Origin of the sequence: Pseudomonas sp. FP2300, from assembly GCF_030687595.1 — a bacterium.
Lineage (GTDB): Bacteria > Pseudomonadota > Gammaproteobacteria > Pseudomonadales > Pseudomonadaceae > Aquipseudomonas > Aquipseudomonas bijieensis.
In genome coordinates this window covers 5,263,757-5,287,778 of the sequence record NZ_CP117440.1, presented here as the reverse complement: position 1 = coordinate 5,287,778, position 24,022 = coordinate 5,263,757, and the positions used below count along the sequence as shown (strand labels likewise).

Sequence of the window (24,022 nt, the reverse complement as noted above, 5' to 3'; positions counted from 1 at the left end):
GGATGAATAAATATCGGCGTTTAAAGTAAGAGCTGTCTGAACGTTACCGGTGTTTCGAAATGTGTAACCAAAGGCGCCACAACGGGGCGATGTGAAACGCCAAGCCCCGTCATAGGGCGGCTCCAGGCGTCTTGAAAAATAAGCCGACACGCTGTGCTTGCCGGATTAGAAGGGTTTGCGAATAATGGGCCCGCTATTTGCAGCATAGATCGGTTTCCCTTCTTTTGCTCTTGCATGAATTTGCGAGGCTGTCAATGAGCCTGAACCGCTTTCTCGGTGCTTCTGTAATTTGTTGTCGCATTGAAGAAATATCGGCTTCGGGCCTGTCGTTAGAATGCCGATCACTCGCTCGTCGTGGCTCGCGTTGAATAAACGTGAGCTTCCTAGGACGCAGCACCAAAGTTCGTTCCACCATTCGCATATTGGGCTGTTGCTCACTCTGCCGTTTTCGCCCTTTACCGATGGAGTTCCAAGATGAAGAAACTTGTGCTGCTTGGCGCCCTGGCACTGTCCGTGCTGTCCCTGCCTACCTTCGCTGATGAGAAGCCCCTGAAGATTGGTATCGAAGCGGCTTACCCTCCGTTCGCCTCGAAAGCTCCGGATGGCAGTATCGTCGGTTTCGACTACGACATCGGCAACGCGCTGTGCGAAGAGATGAAGGTCAAGTGCGTGTGGGTCGAGCAAGAGTTCGACGGTCTGATCCCGGCGCTCAAGGTGCGCAAGATCGATGCGATCCTGTCGTCCATGTCGATTACTGAAGACCGCAAGAAGTCCGTTGATTTCACCAACAAGTACTACAACACCCCGGCCCGTCTGGTGATGAAGGCTGGCACCCAGGTCGGCGACAACCTGGCCGAGCTCAAGGGCAAGAACATTGGCGTACAGCGCGGTTCGATCCACGAGCGTTTCGCCCGTGAAGTCCTGGCCCCGCTGGGTGCCGAGATCAAGCCGTACGGTTCGCAGAACGAGATCTACCTGGACGTGGCTGCCGGCCGTCTCGACGGTACCGTGGCAGACGCCACGCTGTTGGATGACGGTTTCCTGAAAACCGACGCCGGCAAAGGCTTTGCGTTCGTCGGCCCGGCCTTCACCGATGAGAAATACTTCGGCGACGGTATTGGAATCGCGGTTCGCAAGGGCGATGCGCTGAAAGACAAGATCAATGGCGCGATCACCGCCATCCGCGAGAACGGCAAATACAAGCAAATCCAGGACAAGTACTTCGCTTTCGACATCTACGGCAAGTAACGACGTCCCGCCACTCGTGCGAAATGGCGCAAGCAACAGGATCTCTGCGGTTTGCGCCATTTTTTCATCCTACTTTCGAGGACCTGAATCATGTTGAAAGGCTACGGGGCTGTCATCCTCGATGGCGCATGGTTGACGCTTCAGCTCGCCTTGTCGTCCATGGCCCTGGCCATCGTCCTGGGGCTGATCGGGGTCGCATTGCGCCTCTCGCCGGTGCGTTGGCTGGCGTGGCTGGGCGACCTGTATGCCACGGTCATTCGCGGTATTCCGGACCTGGTGCTGATCCTGCTGATTTTCTACGGTGGTCAGGACTTGCTCAATCGCTTGGCGCCGATGCTCGGCTATGACGACTACATCGACCTGAACCCGCTGGCGGCCGGTATCGGCACCCTGGGCTTCATCTTCGGTGCCTATCTGTCGGAAACCTTTCGCGGTGCATTCATGGCGATCCCCAAGGGCCAGGCCGAGGCGGGCATGGCGTACGGCATGAACGGGTTCCAGGTGTTCTTCCGGGTGCTGGTGCCGCAGATGATTCGCCTGGCGATCCCGGGCTTCACCAACAACTGGTTGGTATTGACCAAGGCCACCGCGCTGATTTCCGTGGTGGGCCTGCAAGACATGATGTTCAAGGCCAAGCAGGCGGCGGATGCCACTCGCGAGCCTTTCACCTTCTTCCTCGCAGTGGCGGCGATGTACCTGGTGATTACCAGTGTCTCGTTGCTGGCATTGCGTCACCTCGAGAAGCGCTACTCGGTAGGCGTAAGGGCGGCTGATCTATGATCTTCGACTACAACGTCATCTACGAAGCCTTGCCGCTGTACTTCAGTGGCCTGCTGACCACCTTGAAGCTGCTGGCGCTGTCGCTGTTCTTCGGCTTGCTGGCGGCGCTGCCCCTGGGGCTGATGCGCGTCTCGAAGCAGCCGCTCGTCAACATGACGGCGTGGCTCTACACCTACGTGATTCGCGGCACGCCGATGCTGGTGCAGCTGTTCCTGATCTATTACGGGTTGGCGCAGTTCGCGATCGTGCGTGAAAGCTTCCTCTGGCCGTGGCTGTCCAGCGCGACCTTCTGTGCATGCCTGGCGTTCGCGATCAACACCAGTGCCTACACCGCCGAAATCATCGCCGGCAGCCTGCGGGCCACGCCTAACGGTGAGATCGAAGCGGCCAAGGCCATGGGCATGTCGCGCTATAAGTTGTATCGCCGGATCTTGCTGCCGTCGGCCTTGCGTCGGGCGCTGCCGCAATACAGCAACGAAGTGATCATGATGTTGCAGACCACCAGCCTGGCGTCCATCGTGACCCTGATCGACATCACCGGTGCCGCGCGCACGGTGAATGCGCAGTACTACTTGCCGTTCGAGGCTTACATCACGGCCGGCGTTTTCTACCTGTGCCTGACCTTCATCCTGGTGCGCCTGTTCAAACTGGCCGAACGCCGCTGGCTGGGTTACCTGGCCCCGCGCAAGCACTGATAACGCATCGATCCGATCGACTGCTCAACGACTGACGTTTTGTGAGAACCGACCGCATGTACAAGCTTGAAGTCCAAGACCTGCATAAACGCTATGGCAGTCACGAAGTGCTCAAGGGCGTGTCCCTGAAAGCCGCCGCCGGCGATGTGATCAGCATCATCGGTTCCAGTGGTTCCGGCAAAAGTACCTTCCTGCGCTGTATCAACCTGCTTGAGCAACCCCACGCCGGCAAGATTCTGCTCAACAACGAAGAGCTGAAGCTGGTGGCCGGCAAGGACGGCGCCTTGAAGGCTGCGGACGCCAAGCAGTTGCAGCGCATGCGTTCGCGACTATCGATGGTGTTCCAGCATTTCAACCTGTGGTCCCACATGACCGCGCTGGAAAACATCATGGAAGCGCCGGTGCATGTGTTGGGCGTGGCCAAGGCCGAGGCTCGCGAAAAAGCTGAGTATTACCTGAACAAGGTTGGCGTGGCGCATCGCAAGGACGCTTACCCGGGCCATATGTCCGGTGGCGAACAGCAGCGCGTGGCGATTGCCCGTGCGCTGGCGGTGGAGCCAGAGGTGATGCTGTTCGATGAGCCGACCTCGGCCCTCGACCCGGAACTGGTGGGCGACGTGCTCAAAGTGATGCAGTCCCTGGCCCTGGAAGGCCGGACCATGGTGGTGGTGACCCACGAAATGGGTTTTGCCCGTGAAGTGTCGAACCAGTTGGTATTCCTGCACAAAGGTCTCGTCGAAGAAAGCGGCAACCCGCGCGAAGTGCTGGTCAATCCGCAATCGGAGCGCTTGCAACAATTTCTTTCGGGCAGCCTCAAGTAATCGCTCCCGTTACGCACCTGATTTGGGTCATGCTGCGCACCGCGCGCCAGATGGTCTAATTTGGTTGCAGCCGCTTTTGGCTTTAACACTGTTTTCGCTTCGGATTGCCCGCCATGACTGCCCATCGAATAGGTTTCCTGATTTGGCCCAGCACTAAAGCCTTGACGCTGGCGCTGGCCGAGGAGGCCTTGCGTGTCGCGCAGCGGGTGCATCCGGACGTGGTCTACGAATTGTCGTTCTTGCAGGCCGAGCCGCCGGTCGACGGCGCCTGGCAACTGCCGGGCGAGCCCTGGGCCGGCAAGCTCGAGGGTTTCCAGAAGCTGTTCCTGCTGGCCGATGAGCCGCCGACCGCCCTGGCCTCGCCCCTGAGCAGCGCCCTCAAGCAACTGGTGCGCGCCGGTTGTGTGATCGGTGGTTTGTCCGCGGGCGTCTATCCCTTGGCTCAGCTGGGTTTGCTCGACGGTTACCGTGCCGCCGTGCACTGGCGCTGGCAGGATGACTTCTCCGAGCGCTTCCCCAAGGTCATCGCCACCAGTCATCTGTTCGACTGGGATCGCGATCGTCTGAGCGCTTGCGGCGGCATGTCGGTGCTGGACCTGTTGCTGGCGGTGTTGGCTCGCGATCATGGCGCGGAACTGGCCGGTGCGGTGTCGGAAGAATTGGTGGTCGAGCGCATTCGCGAGGGCGGCGAGCGCCAGCGCATCCCGCTGCAGAACCGCCTCGGCTCCAGCCATCCAAAGCTCACCCAGGCCGTGCTGCTGATGGAGGCCAATATCGAAGAGCCGCTAACCACCGACGAAATCGCCCAGCATGTGTGCGTGTCCCGTCGACAACTGGAGCGGATCTTCAAGCAATACCTCAACCGCGTGCCAAGCCAGTACTACCTGGAACTGCGCCTGAACAAGGCCCGGCAGATGCTGATGCAGACCAGCAAGTCCATCATCCAGATCGGCCTGTCCTGCGGGTTCTCTTCAGGGCCGCATTTCTCCAGCGCCTACCGCAACTTCTTCGGCGCCACGCCCCGGGAAGATCGGAACCAGCGGCGCAGCAGCAGCCCGTTCGAACTGTCGTCGGTGCCGTCCGAGCGGGGCTAGGGTTGACACAGCCGCCTTGTGGTGAGTGGGTCTGTGGGAGCAAGGCTTGCCCGCGATGCAGGCGCCACGTTTGTGCAGGCTAACCGAGTTATCGTTCATCGCGAGCAAGCTTTGCTCCCACAGATAAATCCCCTCGCCACAAGTGTTGTGCCTGGCAAGGGGGAAGCGTCTGAATCAAATCTCGAGGCGGGCGCCTCAAATCCGCTGCCAACGTTTAAACTGCGCCTTTGCGACGCTATTTGTCGCATTGCCGTAAACCCGCGAAAAACGTGGGTTGGCGCTATAAGAAGTTGTCGCTTGGCGGCAAGGCCGGGCTGAAAACTGTCCTTACAATCCTTACCAAGCCCGCCAGTTCCAGGCGGGTGTTCCTCATCAGGAGACTCCGATGTCCGTTGAGCAAGCCGCGGTACAACGCGCCGATTTCGACCAGGTTATGGTTCCCAACTATGCACCTGCTGCCTTCATACCTGTGCGTGGTGCCGGTTCCCGCGTATGGGATCAGTCCGGTCGCGAGTTGATCGACTTTGCTGGCGGTATCGCAGTCAACGTACTGGGCCATGCCCACCCGGCACTGGTCGGCGCACTGACCGAACAGGCCAACAAGCTGTGGCACGTGTCCAATGTCTTCACCAATGAGCCGGCCCTGCGCCTGGCCCATAAACTGGTCGACGCAACCTTTGCCGAGCGCGCGTTCTTCTGTAACTCCGGCGCCGAAGCCAACGAGGCCGCCTTCAAGCTGGCCCGTCGTGTCGCGTTCGATCGTTTCGGCAGCGAGAAGTACGAAATCATCGCCGCGCTCAACAGCTTCCACGGTCGGACCCTGTTTACCGTCAACGTCGGCGGACAGTCGAAGTACTCCGACGGTTTCGGGCCTAAAATTACTGGCATCACCCACGTTCCTTACAACGACCTGGCCGCTTTGAAAGCGGCTGTTTCGGACAAGACCTGCGCCGTGGTGCTGGAACCGATCCAGGGCGAGGGCGGTGTGCTGCCGGCTGAACTGGCTTATCTGCAAGGTGCTCGTGACCTGTGCGATGCGCACGACGCGCTGCTGGTCTTCGACGAAGTGCAGACCGGCATGGGCCGCACTGGCGAGCTGTTCGCCTACATGCACTACGGCGTGATCCCGGACATCCTCACCAGTGCCAAGAGCCTGGGCGGTGGTTTCCCGATCGCGGCGATGCTCACCACCGAAGCACTGGCCAAGCACCTGGTGGTTGGCACCCACGGCACCACCTACGGCGGCAACCCGCTGGCTTGTGCGGTGGCCGAAGCGGTGATCGATGTGGTCAATACCCCTGAAGTGCTCGCCGGCGTCAAGGCCAAGCACGATAAGTTCAAGACGCGCCTGGAGCAGATCGGCACGAAATACGGCCTGTTCACTCAAGTGCGCGGCCTGGGCCTGTTGATCGGTTGTGTGTTGAATGATGCCTGGAAAGGCAAGGCCAAGGACATTTTCAACGCCGCCGAACAGGAAGGCCTGATGATCCTGCAAGCCGGCCCGGACGTGATTCGCTTCGCCCCGAGCCTGGTGGTGGAAGACGCCGACATCGATGCCGGCCTGGACCGTTTCGAGCGGGCTGCGGCGAAGCTGACGCAAGCCTGATTGTTTACAGACTGTACCGGCTCCAATGTGGAGCCGGGCTTTTGTGGGAGCAAAGCTTGCTCGCGACGGATCGCCTCGGCCTTGCAGGTAGAACTCATTGCCTGCATCGCGAGCAAGCTTTGCTCCCACAAACCTGCTCCCACTTTTGAGTCAATAGGGAGGCAGGTCCGGTATTTTTTCTCTTTGTCGACCCAACGGTCGAACCCTTTATTTCAAGTTAAGGAGTGACACCATGCTGGTGATGCGCCCCGCGCAAATGGCTGATCTGGGCGAGGTACAGCGTCTGGCTGCGGACAGTCCGATCGGTGTCACTTCCTTGCCGGATGACGTGGAACGCCTGAGCGACAAGATCGCCGCAAGCGAGGCCTCGTTTGCCGCCGAAGTCAGCTTCAACGGCGAAGAAAGCTATTTCTTTGTCCTCGAAGACACCGCGACCGGCAAACTGGCGGGCTGTTCGGCCATCGTCGCTTCGGCCGGTTATTCCGAACCGTTCTACAGCTTTCGCAACGAGACCTTCGTCCACGCCTCCCGTGAGCTGAAGATCCACAACAAGATCCACGTGCTCTCCCAGTGCCACGACCTGACCGGTAACAGCCTGCTGACCAGCTTCTATGTGGTGCCGGAGTTGGTCGGTTCGCCATGGTCGGAACTCAACTCCCGCGGGCGCCTGCTGTTCGTCGCCAGCCATCCGGAGCGGTTTGCCGATTCGGTGGTGACCGAGATCGTCGGCTACAGCGATGAGAATGGCGACTCGCCGTTCTGGGACGCCATCGGTCGCAACTTCTTCGACCTGAACTATGCCGCCGCCGAGCGTTTGTGCGGGCTGAAAAGCCGCACCTTCCTCGCCGAGCTGATGCCCCATTACCCGATCTACGTGCCGCTGTTGCCGGACGCGGCCCAGGAAGCCATGGGCCAGGTCCATCCGCGGGCGCAGATCACCTTCGACATCCTGATGCGCGAGGGTTTCGAAACCGATCACTACATCGACATCTTCGACGGTGGCCCGACCCTGCATGCCCGTGTCTCGGGGATCCGCTCGATTGCCCAGAGCCGCGTGGTGCCGGTCAAGCTCGGTGAGCCGGTCAAGGGGGCGGGCCGGCAATACCTGGTGGCCAACGCCCAGTTGCAGGATTACCGCGCCGTATTACTGGAGCTCGACTACGCGCCGGGCAAGCCGGTGACCCTGGACATGGAAGCGGCCGAAGCCCTGGGCGTTGGCGAGGGTGCCAGCGTGCGCCTGGTAGCGGTTTAACGCCTTACGGCTGAGTTTCGCGGGTGGCGTGAGCGACCCGTTTGAGGAGATAGCATGATCGTTCGTCCCGTACGCAGCAGCGATTTACCCGCTCTGATCGCCCTGGCCCGCAGCACTGGCACCGGCCTGACCACCTTGCCGGCCAATGAAGAGCGCCTGGCCCATCGGGTCGGCTGGGCCGAGAAGACCTTTCGCGGCGAAGCCGGGCGCGGTGACGCGGACTACCTGTTCGTGCTCGAAGACGATGACGGTCGCGTGGTCGGTATTTCCGCCATCGCAGGTGCTGTGGGGCTGCGTGAGCCCTGGTACAACTTCAGGGTAGGCCTGACGGTCAGCGCGTCCCAGGAATTGAACATCTATCGGGAAATCCCGACCCTGTTCCTGGCCAACGACCTGACTGGCAATTCCGAGCTGTGCTCGTTGTTCCTCCATGCCGATTTCCGCAGTGGCCTCAATGGTCGGATGCTGGCCAAGGCGCGGCTGCTGTTCATTGCTGAGTTCCCACAACTGTTCGGCAACAAGATCATCGCCGAGATGCGTGGCATGTCCGACGACAACGGTCGTTCGCCGTTCTGGGAAAGCCTGGGCCGGCACTTCTTCAAGATGGAATTCAGCCAGGCCGATTACCTGACCGGCGTGGGCAACAAGGCGTTCATCGCCGAGCTGATGCCCAAGTTCCCGCTGTACACCTGTTTCTTGTCCGAAGATGCCCGGGCCGTGATCGGCCAGGTTCACCCTGACACCGAGCCTGCGCTGTCGATGCTCAAGAGCGAAGGTTTCAGTTACCAGGGGTACGTCGACATCTTCGACGCCGGCCCAGCGGTGGAGTGTGAAACCGGCAAGATCCGCGCGATTCGCGACAGCCAGGCGCTGGTCCTGGCCATCGGCACGCCGGGCGATGACGCCACGCCGTTCCTCATCCATAACCGCAAGCGCGAAGACTGCCGCATCACCGCCGCACCGGCGCGCTTGGCCGCTGGTACGCTGGTGGTCGATCCGCTGACCGCCAAACGTCTTCAACTCAACGCCGGCGATCAGGTGCGTGCCGTCGCGTTGTCCGCTGCACGGGAGTCGAAATGATGAAGTCGCTGTATATCGCAGGAAGCTGGCTGGAAGGTCAGGGCGACCTCTTTGAGTCGTTGAACCCGGTGACTCAACAGGTGTTGTGGTCGGGCAACGGCGCCACGGCGGCGCAAGTGGAGTCGGCGGTGCAGGCCGCGCGCCAGGCGTTCCCGGACTGGGCACGACGTACTTTGGACGAGCGCATTCAGGTGCTGGAAGCCTTTGCCGCGAGCCTGAAAAAACACGCTGACGAACTGGCCCATTGCATCGGTGAAGAAACTGGCAAACCGTTGTGGGAAGCGGCTACCGAAGTGACCAGCATGGTCAACAAAGTCGCCATTTCGGTGCAAAGCTACCGTGAGCGGACTGGCGAGAAGAGCGGCCCGCTGGGCGACGCCACCGCCGTGTTGCGCCACAAGCCTCACGGCGTGGTAGCGGTGTTCGGCCCCTACAACTTCCCCGGCCATTTGCCCAACGGCCACATCGTGCCAGCCCTGCTGGCCGGCAACAGCGTATTGTTCAAGCCGAGCGAGCTGACGCCGAAAGTCGCCGAGCTGACGGTCAAGTGCTGGGTCGAGGCCGGGCTGCCGGCGGGCGTGCTGAACCTGCTGCAAGGCGCCCGGGAAACCGGCATCGCCCTGGCGGCCAATCCGGGCATCGATGGGCTGTTTTTCACCGGCTCCAGCCGTACCGGCAATCTGTTGCACCAACAATTTTCCGGGCGCCCGGACAAGATCCTCGCGCTGGAAATGGGCGGTAACAATCCACTGGTGGTGGATGAGGTGGCGGACGTCGATGCGGCGGTCTACACCATTATCCAGTCCGCTTTCATTTCCGCCGGGCAGCGTTGCACCTGTGCGCGCCGCCTGCTGGTGCCGGAAGGCGCCTGGGGCGATGCCTTGCTGGCGCGCCTGGTGGCGGTCAGCTCGACCATCGAAGTGGGGGCCTTTGACCAGCAGCCAGCGCCGTTCATGGGCTCGGTGATTTCCCTGGGCGCGGCGAAGGCGCTGATGGATGCGCAAAACCATTTGCTGGGCAAGGGCGCCGTGCCCCTGTTGAGCATGACCCAGCCGCAGGCCCAGGCTGCATTGCTGACGCCGGGTATCCTGGACGTGACGGCAGTGGCCGAGCGACCTGATGAAGAACTGTTCGGGCCGTTGTTGCAAGTGATCCGCTACAAGGATTTCGCCGCGGCAATCACCGAGGCCAACAATACGCAATATGGCTTGGCCGCCGGCTTGCTGTCCGATTCCCAGGAGCGTTACCAGCAGTTCTGGCTGCAAAGCCGTGCCGGTATCGTCAACTGGAACAAACAGCTGACGGGAGCTGCCAGTAGCGCACCGTTCGGCGGTGTCGGCGCTTCGGGCAACCATCGCGCCAGCGCTTACTACGCAGCCGATTATTGCGCCTACCCGGTGGCGTCCCTGGAAACCCCGAGCCTTGTCATGCCGGCTGCCCTGACCCCCGGCGTGCGCATGTCTTGAGACCGCCATCGCGGGCAAGCCTTGCTCCCACAGGAGTTATGAAAACCAGTGGGAGTAGAGCTTGCTCCCACAGGAGCTATGCAAAACCTGTGGGAGCAAGGCTTGCCCGCGATAGTCGCGACTCGGTTGTTATTGATGCCTATAAAAAACAGATTCTCGTGGAGCCTCGCTGATGAAATCCTATGAAGTCAACTTTGACGGTCTAGTGGGGCCGACCCATAACTACGGCGGGCTCTCGTACGGCAACGTCGCGTCCCAGAGCAACAGCCAGCAGTCCTCCAACCCCAAGGAAGCGGCGTTGCAGGGCCTGGCGAAAATGAAAGCGCTGATGGACATGGGTTTCCAGCAAGGTGTGCTGGCGCCGCAGGAGCGCCCGGACGTGGCGGCCTTGCGCCGCTTGGGCTTTGCCGGCAGCGATGCCCAGGTCATCCAGCAGGCCGCGAAAGAAGCGATGCCGCTGCTGGTTGCCAGTTGCTCGGCCTCCAGCATGTGGGTGGCCAACGCCGCCACGGTCAGCCCGAGCGCCGACACCGCTGACGGTCGCGTGCATTTCACCGCCGCCAACCTGAACTGCAAGTACCACCGCAGCATCGAACACCCGACCACCAGTCGCGTGCTGGGGGCGATGTTTGCCAATCAGCAGCACTTCGCCCATCACGCCGCGTTGCCGGCGGTGGCGCAGTTCGGTGACGAAGGCGCGGCCAACCACACCCGTTTCTGCCGCGCCTACGGCGAGGCCGGTGTCGAATTCTTCGTGTTCGGTCGCAGTGCCTTTGATACCCGCTATCCCGCGCCGCAGAAATACCCGGCGCGCCAGACCCTGGAAGCTTCCCAGGCCGTTGCCCGCCTGCACGGGCTGAGGGAGGAGGGCGTGGTGTACGCCCAACAGAATCCATCGGTGATCGACCAGGGTGTATTCCACAACGACGTGATCGCGGTGGGCAATGGCGAAGTTCTGTTCTATCACGAGGACGCGTTTCTCGAGACCGACAAGATGCTGGCCGAATTGAGCAGCAAACTCGCCAAGGTCGGTGGGACATTTCAGTCGGTGTGTGTACCGCGTTCAGCGGTGACGGTCGATGACGCCGTGCGTTCCTACCTGTTCAATAGCCAGTTGCTGTCGCGTCCCGACGGTTCGATGCTGTTGATCGTGCCGGAAGAATGCCGCAGCAACGAACGCGTCTGGCAGTATCTGCAAGGCCTGACGGGCACTGGCGGGGTGATTCGCGAGGTGAAAGTCTTCGATCTCAAGCAAAGCATGCAGAACGGCGGCGGCCCAGCCTGCCTGCGGTTGCGCGTGGCCCTCAATGAAACCGAGCTGGCAGCCGTCAACCCAGGGGTTATCATGACCGCGCCGTTGTACGATTCGCTGACCCAATGGGTCGAGCGGCACTACCGCGACCGCATGACCGAAAACGACCTGGCAGACCCGCAGTTGCTGCTCGAATGCCGTGCGGCGCTGGATGAACTGACACAAATCCTTAAACTTGGCGCGGTTTATCCTTTCCAGATCAATTGAAAGCGCGCGTGACCTGACTACAGTCAAAGCAGGGCGCGTTGCCTTATCCCCAGACGAGAACGTAAAGACATGAGCGATACCCTGCAGCTGATCCTTGAAGACACCGACGGCACCCAACTGGAAACCTCCTGCACCCGCGTCGCGGTAATGTGGCAAGGCAAGGAGTTGTGGATCCAGCAGGACGGTCGCGGCCAGTTGCTGATCGGCGTGGACGTCGAGGAAGGGGACGAGGAATACGCCAACCTGTTGTTGCGTCCATTGGCGACCAACCTGGTCAGCCTGCAACTGGAAATGGAACCGGCGGACGTCGGCGACGATGACCATGTCCATGGCCCGGATTGCGGCCACGACCATTAAGGAAACCGCGCTATGCTCGCCCTCGGCAAACTGCTTGAACTGACCCTCGCCGGCCGTGAACCGGCGGAGAAGACTCAACTGACTGTCGAAGGCGTACGGATGCGCTGGTTGAGCGAGGGCGCGCTGGAGGTCAAGCCGCCCGAAGCCCGGGATAACGGCCTGGACCTGCTGCTGTCGGCCGGTATCCACGGCAACGAAACCGCGCCGATCGAATTGCTCGACCGCTTGCTGCATGACATTGCTCGTGGCGACCTGAAGCCACGGGCACGCATTCTGTTCCTGTTCGGCAACCCCGAGGCCATCCGGCGCGGTGAGCGCTTTGTCGAACAAGACGTCAACCGATTGTTCAATGGTCGCCATGAGCTGAGCGGTGGACCTGAAGCGCTACGGGCTTGTGAGCTGGAGCGGCTGGCTGCGAGTTTCTTCAGTCGGCCAGAACGCAGTCGCCTGCACTACGACCTGCATACGGCCATTCGCGGTTCGAAGATCGAGCAGTTCGCCTTGTACCCGTGGAAGGACGGTCGCCAGCACTCACGCCGTGAATTGGCTCGCCTGCGTGCCGCGGGCATGGAGGCGGTGTTGCTGCAGAACAAGCCGTCCATCGTGTTCAGTGCCTACACCTACGATCAGCTCGGCGCCGAGTCTTTTACCCTGGAACTGGGCAAGGCCCGGCCATTCGGGCAAAACGACGGCGTCAACGTCAGCCTGTTGGAAACCCGCCTGCAACAGATCATCGAGGGCAACGAGCCGGAGCTGGATGAAGGGCTCGATGGCTTGCAGCTGTTCAGCGTGGCCCGGGAAATCATCAAGCACAGCGACAGTTTCCGCCTGAACCTACCGGCGGACATCGAGAACTTTTCGGAACTGGGCAAAGGCTATGTGCTAGCCGAGGACATCGCCCAGACGCGCTGGGTGATCGAAGAAGAGGGCGCGCGGATCATCTTCCCCAACCCCAAGGTCAAGAATGGCTTGCGGGCGGGAATCCTGATTGTGCCGGCGACAGATGAAAACCTGGCCTGACTCAGTTTCAAACTGACCCAAGACCCCTGTGGGAGCGAGCCTGCTCGCGATAGCGGTATATCAGCCGACATCTATAGCGACTGACACTCCGTCATCGCGAGCAGGCTCGCTCCCACATTTGGATCTGCGTCCAGCCTTAGACCGCTACCGCCCGCTGTTCACTGCGCCGCAACACCCGGGTCTTGTGCAACGTATCGGCACAGGTCTTTGCTGCTTCCTGGCCCTTGTGCACGAAATGCTCGAAGAAGAATTTCTGATGCTCTTCCCCAGCATGGAAGTGATGCGGCGTAAGCACGACCGAGAATACCGGCACTTCGGTTTCCAGCTGGACCTGCATCAGGCCGCTGATCACCGATTGGGCGACGAACTCGTGGCGGTAGATGCCGCCATCCACCACCAGGCCGGCGGCGACGATGCCGGCGTAACGGCCTGACTTGGCCAGCAGCTTGGCGTGCAGCGGGATCTCGAAGGCGCCGCCGACTTCGAAGAAGTCGATATCGCTTTCCTGATAACCCTGGTTGATCATTTCAGCGACGAAGCCTTTACGGCTCTGGTCGACGATTTCCTTGTGCCAGCAGGCCTGGATGAACGCGACGCGCTCACCTGGATGACTTTTGCTTTTGCTATCGATTGCAGTGGGTTGCATGTTCTGGTTCCTGTTTGTGTGAAAAACAGGGCGTCATGAATCGAAGGGGATTCGAGGGTACGCCGCGTACAAGACAGTCGCAGTCGGCCCTTGGGTGCCAATCCCGTTCTCTCTTCATCCGGACTATGACCGTCGGCCCCGGAATCACACCGGGTCTGCTGACCTTGTCGCTACACCGTAAAACCGTGTATCGCCAAGCGCTCGCGGGCTATGCACGTTGCGTGCAATTACCGCCGGTGGGGAATTGCACCCCGCCCTGAGAACGTTTTGCCGCCATGGTTTGTGGCAGCGGAGGATTTTTAACACATAACCCCTTGTGGGAGCGAGCCGTGGGAGCAAAGCTTGCTCGCGATGGCGTCGGGTCAGGCAGTATTGATATTGACTGACCCACCGCCATCGCGAGCAAGCTTTGCTCCCACGGCTCGCACACAAGGAGGTTGTTGCCCTTTCCGTCGACCAGACTTGATTATTCCTCGCCATGCCCGCAGTAATTGCCCTTCGAAAGGGAATTCCCCCACCAGCAACCGAGGCCAGATTCATGAGTGTTATCGATCTTCGCAGCGACACGGTCACCCAACCTACCGCCGGCATGCTCGATGCCATGGCCAGTGCGCCGACCGGCGACGATGTGTATGGCGAAGACCCGACCGTCAATCGCCTCGAAGCCGAACTGGCCGCGCGCCTGGGGTTCGCCGCCGCGCTGTTCGTGCCTACGGGCACCATGAGCAACCTGTTGGGGTTGATGGCCCACTGCGAACGTGGCGATGAATACATCGTCGGCCAGCAGGCCCACACCTATAAGTACGAAGGGGGTGGTGCGGCGGTACTCGGTTCGATCCAGCCTCAACCCCTCGAGGTACAAGCGGACGGCTCCCTGGACCTGGCGCAAGTCGCCGCGGCGATCAAGCCTGATGACTTCCACTTTGCCCGCACCCGTCTGTTGGCCCTGGAAAACACCATGCAGGGCAAGGTCCTGCCGCTGGAATACCTGGCCCGGGCCCGGCAGTTCACCCGGGAGCATGGCCTGGCCCTGCACCTGGACGGCGCGCGGCTGTACAACGCGGCGGTCAAGTTGAATGTCGATGCCCGGCAGATCACGCAGTACTTCGATTCAGTATCGGTGTGCCTGTCCAAAGGCCTCGGCGCGCCAGTGGGCTCGGTCCTGTGCGGCAGCGTCGAGTTGATCGGCAAGGCGCGCCGTCTGCGCAAAATGGTGGGCGGCGGTATGCGCCAGGCCGGGATTCTCGCGGCGGCGGGGCTGTATGCCCTGGAGCATCAGGTCCAGCGCCTGGCCGATGACCACGCCAATGCCCAGCGGCTCGCCGAGGGCTTGCGTGCGGCGGGTTATCAGGTCGAGCCGGTGCAGACCAACATGGTCTACGTGCAAATGGGCGAGCGGGCCGAGGCGATCAAGGCATTTGCCGATGAACGGGGCGTCAAGCTCAGCGCGGCACCACGCTTGCGAATGGTGACGCACATGGACGTGAGCGCGGCGCAAATCGACCAGGTGGTCGCCACTTTCGTCGAATTTTCCCGCCACTGACCCGTCAACCGGGCCAATTGACAGTTTCTATCGCATAAACACGCTGTACCCCACGCGCAGGGCCGATATAATGCGGCCCTTTGCCGTTGCTTCGTCTGTTGACGTTTTGCACAGGCCTTTGGCCGCAGCCTCCGTGGAAGAACCTAATGAAAAGCGCAGAAATCCGTGAAGCCTTCCTTCGCTTCTTCGAAGAGCAAGGCCACACCCGAGTAGCCTCCAGCTCTTTGATTCCGGGCAACGACCCGACCCTGCTGTTCACCAACGCGGGGATGAACCAGTTCAAGGACTGCTTCCTGGGCCAGGAAAAACGTGCCTATACCCGTGCGGTAAGCAGCCAGAAATGCGTGCGTGCCGGCGGCAAGCACAACGACCTGGAAAACGTCGGCTATACCGCACGTCACCACACTTTCTTCGAAATGCTGGGTAACTTCAGCTTCGGTGACTATTTCAAGCGCGACGCCATCACCTTCGCCTGGACCTTCCTGACCTCCGACAAGTGGCTGAACCTGCCCAAGGAGAAGCTCTGGGTAACGGTCTACGCCACCGACGACGAAGCCTATGACATCTGGACCAAAGAGGTCGGTGTCCCGGCTGAGCGCATGGTGCGCATTGGCGATAACAAGGGCGCGCCGTACGCCTCCGACAACTTCTGGACCATGGGCGACACTGGCCCATGCGGCCCTTGCACGGAGATTTTCTACGATCACGGTGCCGACATCTGGGGCGGCCCGCCCGGCTCGCCGGAAGAAGATGGCGACCGCTACATCGAGATCTGGAACAACGTGTTCATGCAGTTCAACCGCACCGCCGATGGCGTGTTGCATCCGCTGCCAGCGCCGTCGGTCGACACCGGCATGGGCCTGGAGCGGATCAGTGCGGTGTTGCAGCACGTTCATTCCAACTATGAAATCGACCTGTTCCAGAGCCTGCTGAGCGCGTCGGCCAAGGCCATCGGTTGCACCAACGACAACCAGGCTTCGCTGAAAGTGGTGGCCGACCACATCCGTTCCTGCGGTTTCCTGATTGCCGACGGTGTTCTGCCGTCCAACGAAGGTCGCGGCTATGTACTGCGCCGGATCATCCGTCGCGCCTGCCGTCACGGCAACAAACTGGGCGCCAAGGGCAGCTTCTTCTATCAGATCGTTGCGGCACTGGCGGCCGAGATGGGCGACGCCTTCCCCGAGCTCAAGTCCCAGCAGGCGCACATCGAGCGCGTACTCAAGGCTGAAGAAGAACAATTCGCCAAGACCCTGGAGCAAGGCCTGAAGATCCTCGAGCAGGACCTGGCCGAACTCAAGGGCAACGTGGTTCCGGGCGATGTGGTGTTCAAACTGTACGACACCTACGGTTTCCCGATGGACCTGACCGGTGACATCGCCCGCGAACGCAACCTGACCCTCGACGAGGAAGGCTTCGAACGCGAGATGGAAGCCCAGCGGGTCCGCGCGCGTTCCGCCAGCTCTTTCGGCATGGACTACAACAGCCTGGTCAAGGTTGACGTGGCCACCGAGTTCACCGGTTATGCCGGTACCACCGGCTCGGCCAAGATCGTTGCCATCTATAAGGACGGGCAGTCGGTCGATATCCTGAGCGAAGGCCAGGAAGGCGTGATCGTGCTGGACAAGACCCCGTTCTACGCCGAGTCCGGCGGCCAGATCGGCGACAGCGGTTACTTGCAGGCCGGCAACTCGCGTTTCGACGTGCGTGATACCACCAAGACCGGCGGCGCCTTCCTGCACCACGGCGTGCTGGCTTCCGGCAGCCTGATGATCGCGGCCCCGGTGGCCGCTCATGTCGATGCCGAAGTTCGTCACGCCACGTCGCTGAACCACTCCGCCACGCATTTGCTGCACGCAGCGTTGCGCCAGGTACTGGGCGAGCATGTCCAGCAGAAGGGCTCGTTGGTGGACAGTCAGCGCCTGCGCTTTGACTTCAGCCATTTCGAAGCCATCAAGCCTGAGCAACTCAAGGCGCTGGAAGACATCGTCAACGCCGAGATTCGCAAGAACTCTCCGGTGGAAACCGAAGAAACCGACATCGAGACCGCCAAGCGCAAGGGCGCCATGGCATTGTTCGGCGAGAAGTACGGCGACAGCGTGCGTGTGCTGAGCATGGGCGACTTCTCGGTCGAGCTGTGCGGCGGCATCCACGCCAACCGGACCGGCGACATCGGCCTGATGAAAATCATCAGCGAAGGTGGCGTGGCCTCCGGCGTGCGCCGGATCGAGGCGGTTACCGGCGCTGCGGCCCTGGCGTACCTCAACGCGGCCGAAGAACAACTCAAGGAAGCGGCAACCCTGATCAAGGGCAGTCGTGACAACCTGATCGACAAGCTGTCGGCCGTGCTGGAGCGCAACCGCTTGCTGGAAAAGCAACTCGAGCAGTTGCAGGCCAAGGCTGCCAGCGCCGCGGGCGACGATCTGTCGGCCCAGGCCGTGGACGTCAAGGGCGTGAAAGTACTGGCCGTGCGTCTGGATGGCCAGGATGGCAAGGCGCTGTTGGCGCTGGTCGATCAGCTGAAAAACAAACTCGGCCGCGCAGTGATCCTGCTCGGCAGTGTCCATGAGGAAAAGGTCGTTCTCGTCGCAGGCGTGACCAAAGACCTGACTGGCCAACTCAAAGCCGGTGATTTGATGAAGCAAGCCGCTGCGGCAGTGGGCGGCAAGGGCGGCGGTCGCCCGGACATGGCGCAAGGCGGTGGTACCGACGTCGGCGCACTGGACGCGGCACTGGCCCAGACCGTTGCATTCGTAGAGCAGGGTATTTAAGGCAGCGCTGCGGGCTCGTGGTCTAGTCACGAGCCTGATCGCTGTTGAGTGATTATTGGGCGCCCTTCATGGGCAGAGGCGGCTTTGAAATGGCTTTGATCGTACAGAAATTTGGAGGCACCTCGGTCGGCAGTGTCGAGAGAATCGAACAGGTCGCCGACAAGGTTAAGAAATTCCGTGATGCGGGCGATGACCTGGTGGTTGTGCTGTCGGCAATGAGCGGCGAGACCAACCGTCTGATCGATCTGGCCAAGCAAATCAGCGGCGACCAGCAACCGGTCCCGCGTGAGCTGGACGTGATCGTTTCCACCGGCGAGCAGGTGACCATCGCCTTGCTGGCCATGGCGCTGATCAAGCGTGGCGTGCCGGCGGTGTCCTACACCGGCAACCAGGTGCGTATCCTGACGGACAGCGCGCACAACAAAGCGCGTATTCTGCAGATCGACGACCAGAAGATTCGCAGCGACCTGAAGGCTGGCCGTGTAGTGGTCGTCGCCGGTTTCCAGGGCGTGGACGAGCACGGCAACATCACCACCCTTGGCCGTGGCGGTTCCGATACCACTGGCGTGGCACTGGCGGCGGCCCTCAAGGCCGACGAATGCCAGATCTACACCGATGTGGATGGTGTCTACACCACTGACCCGCGGGTAGTGCCTGTGGCTCAGCGCCTGGACAAGATCACCTTCGAAGAGATGCTGGAAATGGCCAGTCTCGGTTCCAAGGTGCTGCAGATCCGGGCGGTCGAATTCGCTGGCAAGTACAACGTTCCGCTGCGCGTTCTGCACAGCTTCAAAGAGGGTCCGGGCACCCTCATTACTATCGATGAAGAGGAATCCATGGAACAGCCGATCATTTCCGGCATCGCTTTCAACCGCGATGAAGCCAAGCTGACCATCCGTGGCGTGCCAGACACCCCCGGCGTGGCGTTCAAGATTCTCGGCCCGATCAGTGCCGCGAACATCGAAGTCGACATGATCGTGCAGAACGTCGCGCACGATAACACCACTGACTTTACCTTCACCGTGCACCGCAACGACTACCAGTCTGCCGAAGCGATCCTGAAAAAAACCGCTGGCGAGATCGGTGCTCGGGAAGTGGTGGGCGATACCAAGATCGCCAAGGTTTCGATCGTTGGTGTCGGCATGCGCTCCCACGCAGGCGTGGCCAGCCGTATGTTCGAATCCCTGGCCAAGGAAAGCATCAACATCCAGATGATCTCTACCTCGGAAATCAAGGTTTCCGTGGTGATCGAAGAGAAGTACCTGGAACTGGCCGTGCGCGCCCTGCACACGGCTTTCGAGCTCGACGCAGCCGCCCGACAGGGCGAGTAAAGCGTTGTCTTGAGGGCGCGGCTGGACCGCGCCCTTTGTTTTTCTGAATAGCGCGTCCCAAAACTGTTCTTTTGCCCGCGCTGGTCAATACTAGGCCTGTAGGCTTCGACCGTTTCGGTTGTAGGTCCAATGCCTCTTTTTTTGCAGACTGTTGTCTCTTAAGTGAATTGCGTGAGGAGAAAAGTATGCTGATTCTGACCCGTCGGTGTGCAGAAAGCCTGATTATTGGCGATGGCGAAATCACCGTGACCGTGCTCGGCGTCAAAGGAAACCAAGTGCGTATCGGCGTCAACGCCCCGAAAGAGGTTGCTGTACACCGCGAGGAAATTTACCTGCGTATCAAGAAAGAGAAGGACGACGAACCAAGCCATTAATTTTTATCGATTTTTATGTTTGCAAACGGGGATGAAGGTGGTTAATATACGCCCCGTGTTGCGGAGAGCTGGCCGAGTGGCCGAAGGCGCTCCCCTGCTAAGGGAGTACACCTCAAAAGGGTGTCGGGGGTTCGAATCCCCCGTTCTCCGCCATTATTCGTTTAGTGCGTCAAAACCTGGCTTGATCGGTAAGTGATTGAAATTACTGAAAAAAGCGCTTTACAAAAGGAATTGACGACCTATAATGCGCGGCAACAAATGCACTCGTAGCTCAGCTGGATAGAGTACTCGGCTACGAACCGAGCGGTCACAGGTTCGAATCCTGTCGAGTGCACCATTTAAGAGTTTTTTGCAGCAATGCAAATAACTTGGCTTCAACCAGTTGTGATCTGGTATAAAACCACAACTTGCACTCGTAGCTCAGCTGGATAGAGTACTCGGCTACGAACCGAGCGGTCACAGGTTCGAATCCTGTCGAGTGCACCATATACCAAAAAGCCCGCGTTTAACGCGGGCTTTTTGCTGTCTACGATTTGCCTTTCACACATCCTCTCTCATCGAACACGACCTCTGCGCTGCGACCTTTCTTCGCCTTGTAGGTATACCGTGTGCTCGAATTGCGAATCTTGATTGAGTCTGGCTTGCCCAGGGCGCTCTCTACGTCCTGTTGGCTCATGCCGGCGATGATTCGTCGGTCGAGGATGGCATCGCGGCGTTGCCTGGCGTCGATGAGGTTCCCGCAGTGGTCCTGGAACTGGCCAACGACGGTCGGTTCCCTGCGGGTGGTTTTGTTGCTGGATGTTTGCCCACGCTCCGCTTCGGGCAGCATCGCCTCGGTCGTCGGTTCGGTCGAACCTGGGCGATACGGATGGATCTGTTGTAGTGACAGGGCTTCCCCCGCGCCGCAGCTCAGGGTCGTGAATGTAACGTGCCCTGCGATATTTTCGCAGCGATGCACGGTCTGCCCGACAGCCCACAACGGCAGGCAGGGCAGGCAGGCGAGCAGGAACAGGCAGTGGTTGAGGTGCATCCGGTCGTCCTCCTTGACGGTGCAGAAGAGAAGGGTAGTCGCTGCATTTGTGCCGGAGCGTGTGTTTTCTTTTCCGGATAAGTCGTCGTAAAGGGACAGGTTCAGCCTATGTTCAGGTTTGTCTCGCAAGCGCTTGTTCTTGCCATGATTTTTTAACGTTTTACAGCGTCAAGACAGCATCAAGCGGTGTATGATTGCGCCCGTCAGCCCCGCCGGGGCTTTGGAATATCTCCATGGACTTACCCAGTAGTTACTCAATATCTAGTTTTGCCAATCATGAATTAACTGATTGATCCTTCCGGCGTGCTCCACTGCTGGGAGTGGAGTTCGCCTATGACCCAAGTAGAAGTAAAAAAAACGCAGGAAAGCCTTCAGGATCGCCTCGCTCAAGTCGTTGAGCTGCTGCAGCGCCAGCGGGTCGTCGAAGACCTGACGCATCGCCAGGAAGGTCCGCATCATGATCGGGTCGAGAACCTGGTCCACCGGCAGAATCTCGTCGAGTTGCAACGCAAGCTCGATGATCTTCACTCCGCCGACGTTGCCTACATTCTTGAAGCCTTGCCACTGGAAGAGCGTCTGACGGTCTGGCAGTTGGTCAAGGCCGATCGCGACGGTGACATCCTGCTCGAAGTGTCGGACTCGGTTCGGGAAACCCTGATCGCCGACATGGATGATCACGAGTTGCTGGCGGCGGCCAAGGAAATGGACGCCGACGAGCTCGCCGACCTTGCGCCCGAACTGCCACGGGACGTTGTCCACGAACTGATGGAAGCCCTCGACGGCCAGCAACGTGAGCGTGTGCGCTCGGCGTTGTCCTATGACGAGGAGCAGGTCGGTGCGCTGATGGACTTCGAGATGGTGACGATCCGCGAGGATGTCAGCCTTGAAGTGGTCTTGCGCTACCTGCGGCGCCTCAAGGAGCTGCCCGGCCATACCGACAAGCTTTTCGTGGTCGACTACGACGGCGTGCTCAAGGGTGTGCTGCCCATCAAGCGTCTGCTCGTCAATGACCCGGAAAAGCAGGTGGCTGAGGTCATGGCCAGTGATCCGGTGAGTTTTCACCCGGACGAAGACGCCTACGATGCGGCCCAGGCGTTCGAACGTTATGACTTGATTTCGGCACCGGTGGTCGACAAGAACGGCAAGCTGATCGGCCGTCTGACCATCGATGAAATGGTCGACTTGATTCGTGAGGAAAGTGAAAGCGAAGTCCTCAACATGGCCGGTCTGCGCGAAGAAGAAGATATCTTCGCCTCGGTCTGGAAATCCCTGCGTAACCGCTGGGCCTGGTTGGCGATCAACCTGATTACAGCCTTTGTTGCCTCTCGGGTCATTGGCCTGTTCGAGGGCTCCATCGAGAAACTGGTGGCGCTGGCGGCGCTGATGCCCATCGTCGCCGGTATTGGCGGCAACTCCGGCAACCAGACCATCACCATGATCGTCCGCGCTATGGCGCTGGATCAGGTCAGCACCGGCAATACGTCGCGATTGATGCGCAAGGAACTGGTGGTCGCCCTGATCAATGGTGTGATCTGGGGGGGCGTGATCGGTGTAGTGGCTTACCTGCTTTATGGTAGCTGGTCGCTGGGCGTGGTCATGACCGCCGCAATGACGCTCAACCTGTTGTTGGCGGCATTGATGGGGGTGTTGATTCCCATGACCCTGGCCCGCATGGGGCGTGACCCTGCCATGGGCGCCAGTGTAATGATCACCGCCATGACGGACAGTGGTGGGTTCTTCATTTTCCTGGGGTTGGCGACGATTTTCCTGCTCTGAGTCGTTCATTCAGAAACCCGCCTGTTTGGCGGGTTTTTTATTGCGCGGAATTTTCTGCGTCTCAATGCATCAATGCCAGTCGTGCAGCCAGCAACACAAAGGCTGACGAGAAGATGCGGCGCATCCACTGCAACACGGATGGACGCTCCAGAACATGGTGGCGCATCGATGCGCAGAACACGCCATAGATGACGAAGATGGCAAAGGTGATTGCCATGAAAATGAAGCTCAGTTGCAGCATGCGCCACGTGGCATTCGTCTCTCCTGGCGTGAGGAATTGCGGTAGAAAAGCGAGGAAGAAAATCGACAGCTTTGGATTCAGCAGATTGAGCAGGATGCCCGAACAAATCACCGCGCCATTCGAGGGCGGCGTTTTGTTCGGGTCAATGTGCAAGGCTCCATGGCTCTGGAGCGTGCTCCATGCCATCCACAGCAGATAAGCGACGCCAAGATACTTGATGATCTCGAAGGCCAATGGGCTGGCGTGCAGCAGTGCGGCGAGGCCCGTGATGGCTGCCAGCATGTGGGGCACGACCCCCAGGGTGCAACTGAATGCGGCTACCACGCTCGCGCGCCAGCCTCGGGCCAGGCCGGCCGCTACCGTATAGACTACGCCAGTGCCAGGCGAAGCGGCCATGATCAGGGATGTGGCAAAAAATTCGAGGTCCATGCGACGCTGCTCTTGGAGTCATGAAGTCTCCAGCCTGTCTGCGATGGCGAGGGGTGTCTTGAACGAAATTGCTAGTGGCTTTGCCGGGCGTACATACCTGGTGAAAATCCAAAGCTGCGCACGAAGCATCGAGTCATATGGCTCTGATCTGCGAAACCGCTGGCAAGGGACGCATCGGCCAGCGACATGCCCGCAGCGATCAACTGCCGTGCGCGCTGGATACGTCGTTGCAGTAGATAGGCGTGAGGGGGGAGTCCGCTCAGGCGGGTGAAGGCGCGCACGAGTTGAAAGCGGCTTAGGTCTGCTTCCTTGGCCAGCAACGCAAGCGACATAGGCGACTGCGGGTCGTCGTCGATCATGGTTTTCGCACGGTTTGCCGCGATACCTGGCGTCGGCGATATCGGCACGGGTTGATCCAGTAAATGTTCGAGCAGAAGCGAAAGCGTTTCATCTATCTTCATTTGGTCGCCAAACTCTTCGGCTTGGGCGATTGTTCGGTACAAGGTGCGGAATAATTCGGCCGCACGCCGGCTTTTCAGTACCGGATAAGCGAACTCGTGGGCGCATATACCCCCATCGTCCGTCATATCCTTGAATGCTTGGGTAATGAGCAGCGGGTCGAAATACAGCATCTGCCAGCGGCGCGTTCCTTCTCCAATGGGGGCTCCGTCGTGCACTTCGGCCGGATTGACCGATATAAGCTCGCCAGCAATCGCTTGCACGGGGCCTCGGCCGCTGGCAGAGCGTTGCGCCCCACGCAAAAGCAAGCCAATGCCGAAATGTTCGTGCATGTGCCGGACAAATGTTCGATCCGAATCGGCCTCGACGATTTCCACGCCCAGCCCTGCAATTCTTCTTACCTTGAATGCGTGACCTGCCATACAGGCCTCCCAGCCCGTGCTTTTAGCGGATCAATTTAGCACCGCTGCCATCTATCGGCAGCAGT

At 60.0% G+C, this 24,022-nt stretch carries 21 protein-coding genes, 3 tRNA genes and 1 riboswitch; of the genes, 20 read left to right on the top strand and 4 right to left on the bottom strand.

What is annotated here, in order from left to right:
* Window positions 1–474: 474 nt before the first annotated feature.
* The 12 genes from PSH86_RS23385 (at window position 475) to astE (ending at window position 12,938) form a co-directional block, all read left to right on the top strand.
* A complete protein-coding gene (locus tag PSH86_RS23385) occupies window positions 475–1,248 on the top strand; it encodes an ABC transporter substrate-binding protein (protein ID WP_109753905.1) in 774 nt (257 codons plus the stop codon).
* A gap of 90 nt (window positions 1,249–1,338) precedes the next feature.
* Window positions 1,339–2,028: an ABC transporter permease gene (locus tag PSH86_RS23380; RefSeq protein WP_109753906.1), complete on the top strand. Its 690-nt coding sequence runs from the start codon at window positions 1,339–1,341 to the stop codon at window positions 2,026–2,028.
* Window positions 2,025–2,723, top strand: coding sequence for an ABC transporter permease (locus tag PSH86_RS23375; RefSeq protein WP_109753907.1), 699 nt, complete (start codon window positions 2,025–2,027; stop codon window positions 2,721–2,723). Before PSH86_RS23380 ends, PSH86_RS23375 begins: the two co-directional genes overlap by 4 nt.
* A 56-nt stretch (window positions 2,724–2,779) precedes the next feature.
* Window positions 2,780–3,544 (top strand): ABC transporter ATP-binding protein, encoded by a 765-nt coding sequence (locus tag PSH86_RS23370; protein WP_134925474.1) that lies wholly within the window; start codon window positions 2,780–2,782, stop codon window positions 3,542–3,544.
* Window positions 3,545–3,657: 113 nt separating this feature from the next.
* Entirely contained in the window at window positions 3,658–4,638 is a 981-nt protein-coding gene (locus tag PSH86_RS23365) for a GlxA family transcriptional regulator (RefSeq protein ID WP_109753909.1), read from the top strand.
* 385 nt (window positions 4,639–5,023) lie between these two features.
* Complete coding sequence (locus PSH86_RS23360; RefSeq protein ID WP_116833276.1) at window positions 5,024–6,244, top strand: aspartate aminotransferase family protein; 1,221 nt, start codon at window positions 5,024–5,026, stop codon at window positions 6,242–6,244.
* Between the two features lie 232 nt (window positions 6,245–6,476).
* Window positions 6,477–7,496 (top strand): arginine/ornithine succinyltransferase subunit alpha, encoded by a 1,020-nt coding sequence (aruF, locus tag PSH86_RS23355; RefSeq protein ID WP_047228784.1) that lies wholly within the window; start codon window positions 6,477–6,479, stop codon window positions 7,494–7,496.
* Window positions 7,497–7,550: 54 nt separating this feature from the next.
* A complete protein-coding gene (gene astA / locus PSH86_RS23350; protein ID WP_058543460.1) occupies window positions 7,551–8,576 on the top strand; it encodes an arginine N-succinyltransferase in 1,026 nt (341 codons plus the stop codon).
* Entirely contained in the window at window positions 8,573–10,042 is a 1,470-nt protein-coding gene (astD, locus tag PSH86_RS23345) for a succinylglutamate-semialdehyde dehydrogenase (protein ID WP_176689238.1), read from the top strand. The genes astA and astD overlap by 4 nt, the downstream gene beginning before the upstream one ends.
* A gap of 172 nt (window positions 10,043–10,214) precedes the next feature.
* Window positions 10,215–11,561, top strand: coding sequence for an N-succinylarginine dihydrolase (gene astB, locus PSH86_RS23340; RefSeq protein ID WP_305485207.1), 1,347 nt, complete (start codon window positions 10,215–10,217; stop codon window positions 11,559–11,561).
* Between the two features lie 69 nt (window positions 11,562–11,630).
* Window positions 11,631–11,918 carry a hypothetical protein gene (locus tag PSH86_RS23335; protein ID WP_003178862.1) on the top strand — a complete coding sequence of 96 codons (288 nt, stop codon included), beginning with the start codon at window positions 11,631–11,633 and terminating at the stop codon, window positions 11,916–11,918.
* Between the two features lie 12 nt (window positions 11,919–11,930).
* Entirely contained in the window at window positions 11,931–12,938 is a 1,008-nt protein-coding gene (gene astE / locus PSH86_RS23330; RefSeq protein WP_109753913.1) for a succinylglutamate desuccinylase, read from the top strand.
* Window positions 12,939–13,074: 136 nt separating this feature from the next.
* Here astE and PSH86_RS23325 read toward each other — a convergent pair whose 3' ends face one another.
* Window positions 13,075–13,584, bottom strand: a complete 510-nt coding sequence (locus PSH86_RS23325; RefSeq protein WP_109753914.1) for a 6,7-dimethyl-8-ribityllumazine synthase — start codon at window positions 13,582–13,584, stop codon at window positions 13,075–13,077.
* A gap of 101 nt (window positions 13,585–13,685) precedes the next feature.
* Window positions 13,686–13,852, bottom strand: a riboswitch (FMN riboswitch).
* 270 nt (window positions 13,853–14,122) lie between these two features.
* Here PSH86_RS23325 and ltaE point away from each other — a divergent pair.
* From ltaE to PSH86_RS23290, 7 genes are all read left to right on the top strand, one after another.
* A complete protein-coding gene (gene ltaE, locus PSH86_RS23320) occupies window positions 14,123–15,127 on the top strand; it encodes a low-specificity L-threonine aldolase (RefSeq protein ID WP_163857107.1) in 1,005 nt (334 codons plus the stop codon).
* Between the two features lie 146 nt (window positions 15,128–15,273).
* Complete coding sequence (gene alaS / locus PSH86_RS23315; protein ID WP_176689240.1) at window positions 15,274–17,895, top strand: alanine--tRNA ligase; 2,622 nt, start codon at window positions 15,274–15,276, stop codon at window positions 17,893–17,895.
* An 89-nt stretch (window positions 17,896–17,984) separates the two neighbouring features.
* A complete protein-coding gene (locus PSH86_RS23310) occupies window positions 17,985–19,226 on the top strand; it encodes an aspartate kinase (RefSeq protein ID WP_109753917.1) in 1,242 nt (413 codons plus the stop codon).
* Window positions 19,227–19,411: 185 nt separating this feature from the next.
* A complete protein-coding gene (gene csrA, locus PSH86_RS23305; protein WP_003178872.1) occupies window positions 19,412–19,600 on the top strand; it encodes a carbon storage regulator CsrA in 189 nt (62 codons plus the stop codon).
* Between the two features lie 62 nt (window positions 19,601–19,662).
* Window positions 19,663–19,753, top strand: a tRNA-Ser gene (locus tag PSH86_RS23300).
* 107 nt (window positions 19,754–19,860) lie between these two features.
* Window positions 19,861–19,937, top strand: a tRNA-Arg gene (locus PSH86_RS23295).
* Window positions 19,938–20,009: 72 nt separating this feature from the next.
* Window positions 20,010–20,086: transfer RNA gene (locus PSH86_RS23290), tRNA-Arg, on the top strand.
* A gap of 40 nt (window positions 20,087–20,126) precedes the next feature.
* Here the strand turns inward: PSH86_RS23290 and PSH86_RS23285 are convergent.
* Window positions 20,127–20,630, bottom strand: a complete 504-nt coding sequence (locus tag PSH86_RS23285; RefSeq protein ID WP_249015465.1) for a cell envelope protein SmpA — start codon at window positions 20,628–20,630, stop codon at window positions 20,127–20,129.
* 333 nt (window positions 20,631–20,963) lie between these two features.
* On the opposite strand from PSH86_RS23285, the gene mgtE reads away from it, so the two are divergent.
* Entirely contained in the window at window positions 20,964–22,406 is a 1,443-nt protein-coding gene (mgtE, locus tag PSH86_RS23280) for a magnesium transporter (protein WP_109753919.1), read from the top strand.
* Window positions 22,407–22,467: 61 nt separating this feature from the next.
* On the opposite strand, the gene PSH86_RS23275 is transcribed toward mgtE, so the two are convergent.
* Together PSH86_RS23275 and PSH86_RS23270 are read right to left on the bottom strand one after the other, a co-directional pair.
* Window positions 22,468–23,076 carry a LysE family translocator gene (locus PSH86_RS23275; RefSeq protein ID WP_176689242.1) on the bottom strand — a complete coding sequence of 203 codons (609 nt, stop codon included), beginning with the start codon at window positions 23,074–23,076 and terminating at the stop codon, window positions 22,468–22,470.
* A gap of 71 nt (window positions 23,077–23,147) precedes the next feature.
* Window positions 23,148–23,957: an AraC family transcriptional regulator gene (locus PSH86_RS23270; protein WP_176689243.1), complete on the bottom strand. Its 810-nt coding sequence runs from the start codon at window positions 23,955–23,957 to the stop codon at window positions 23,148–23,150.
* Between the last annotated feature and the right edge of the window lie 65 nt (window positions 23,958–24,022).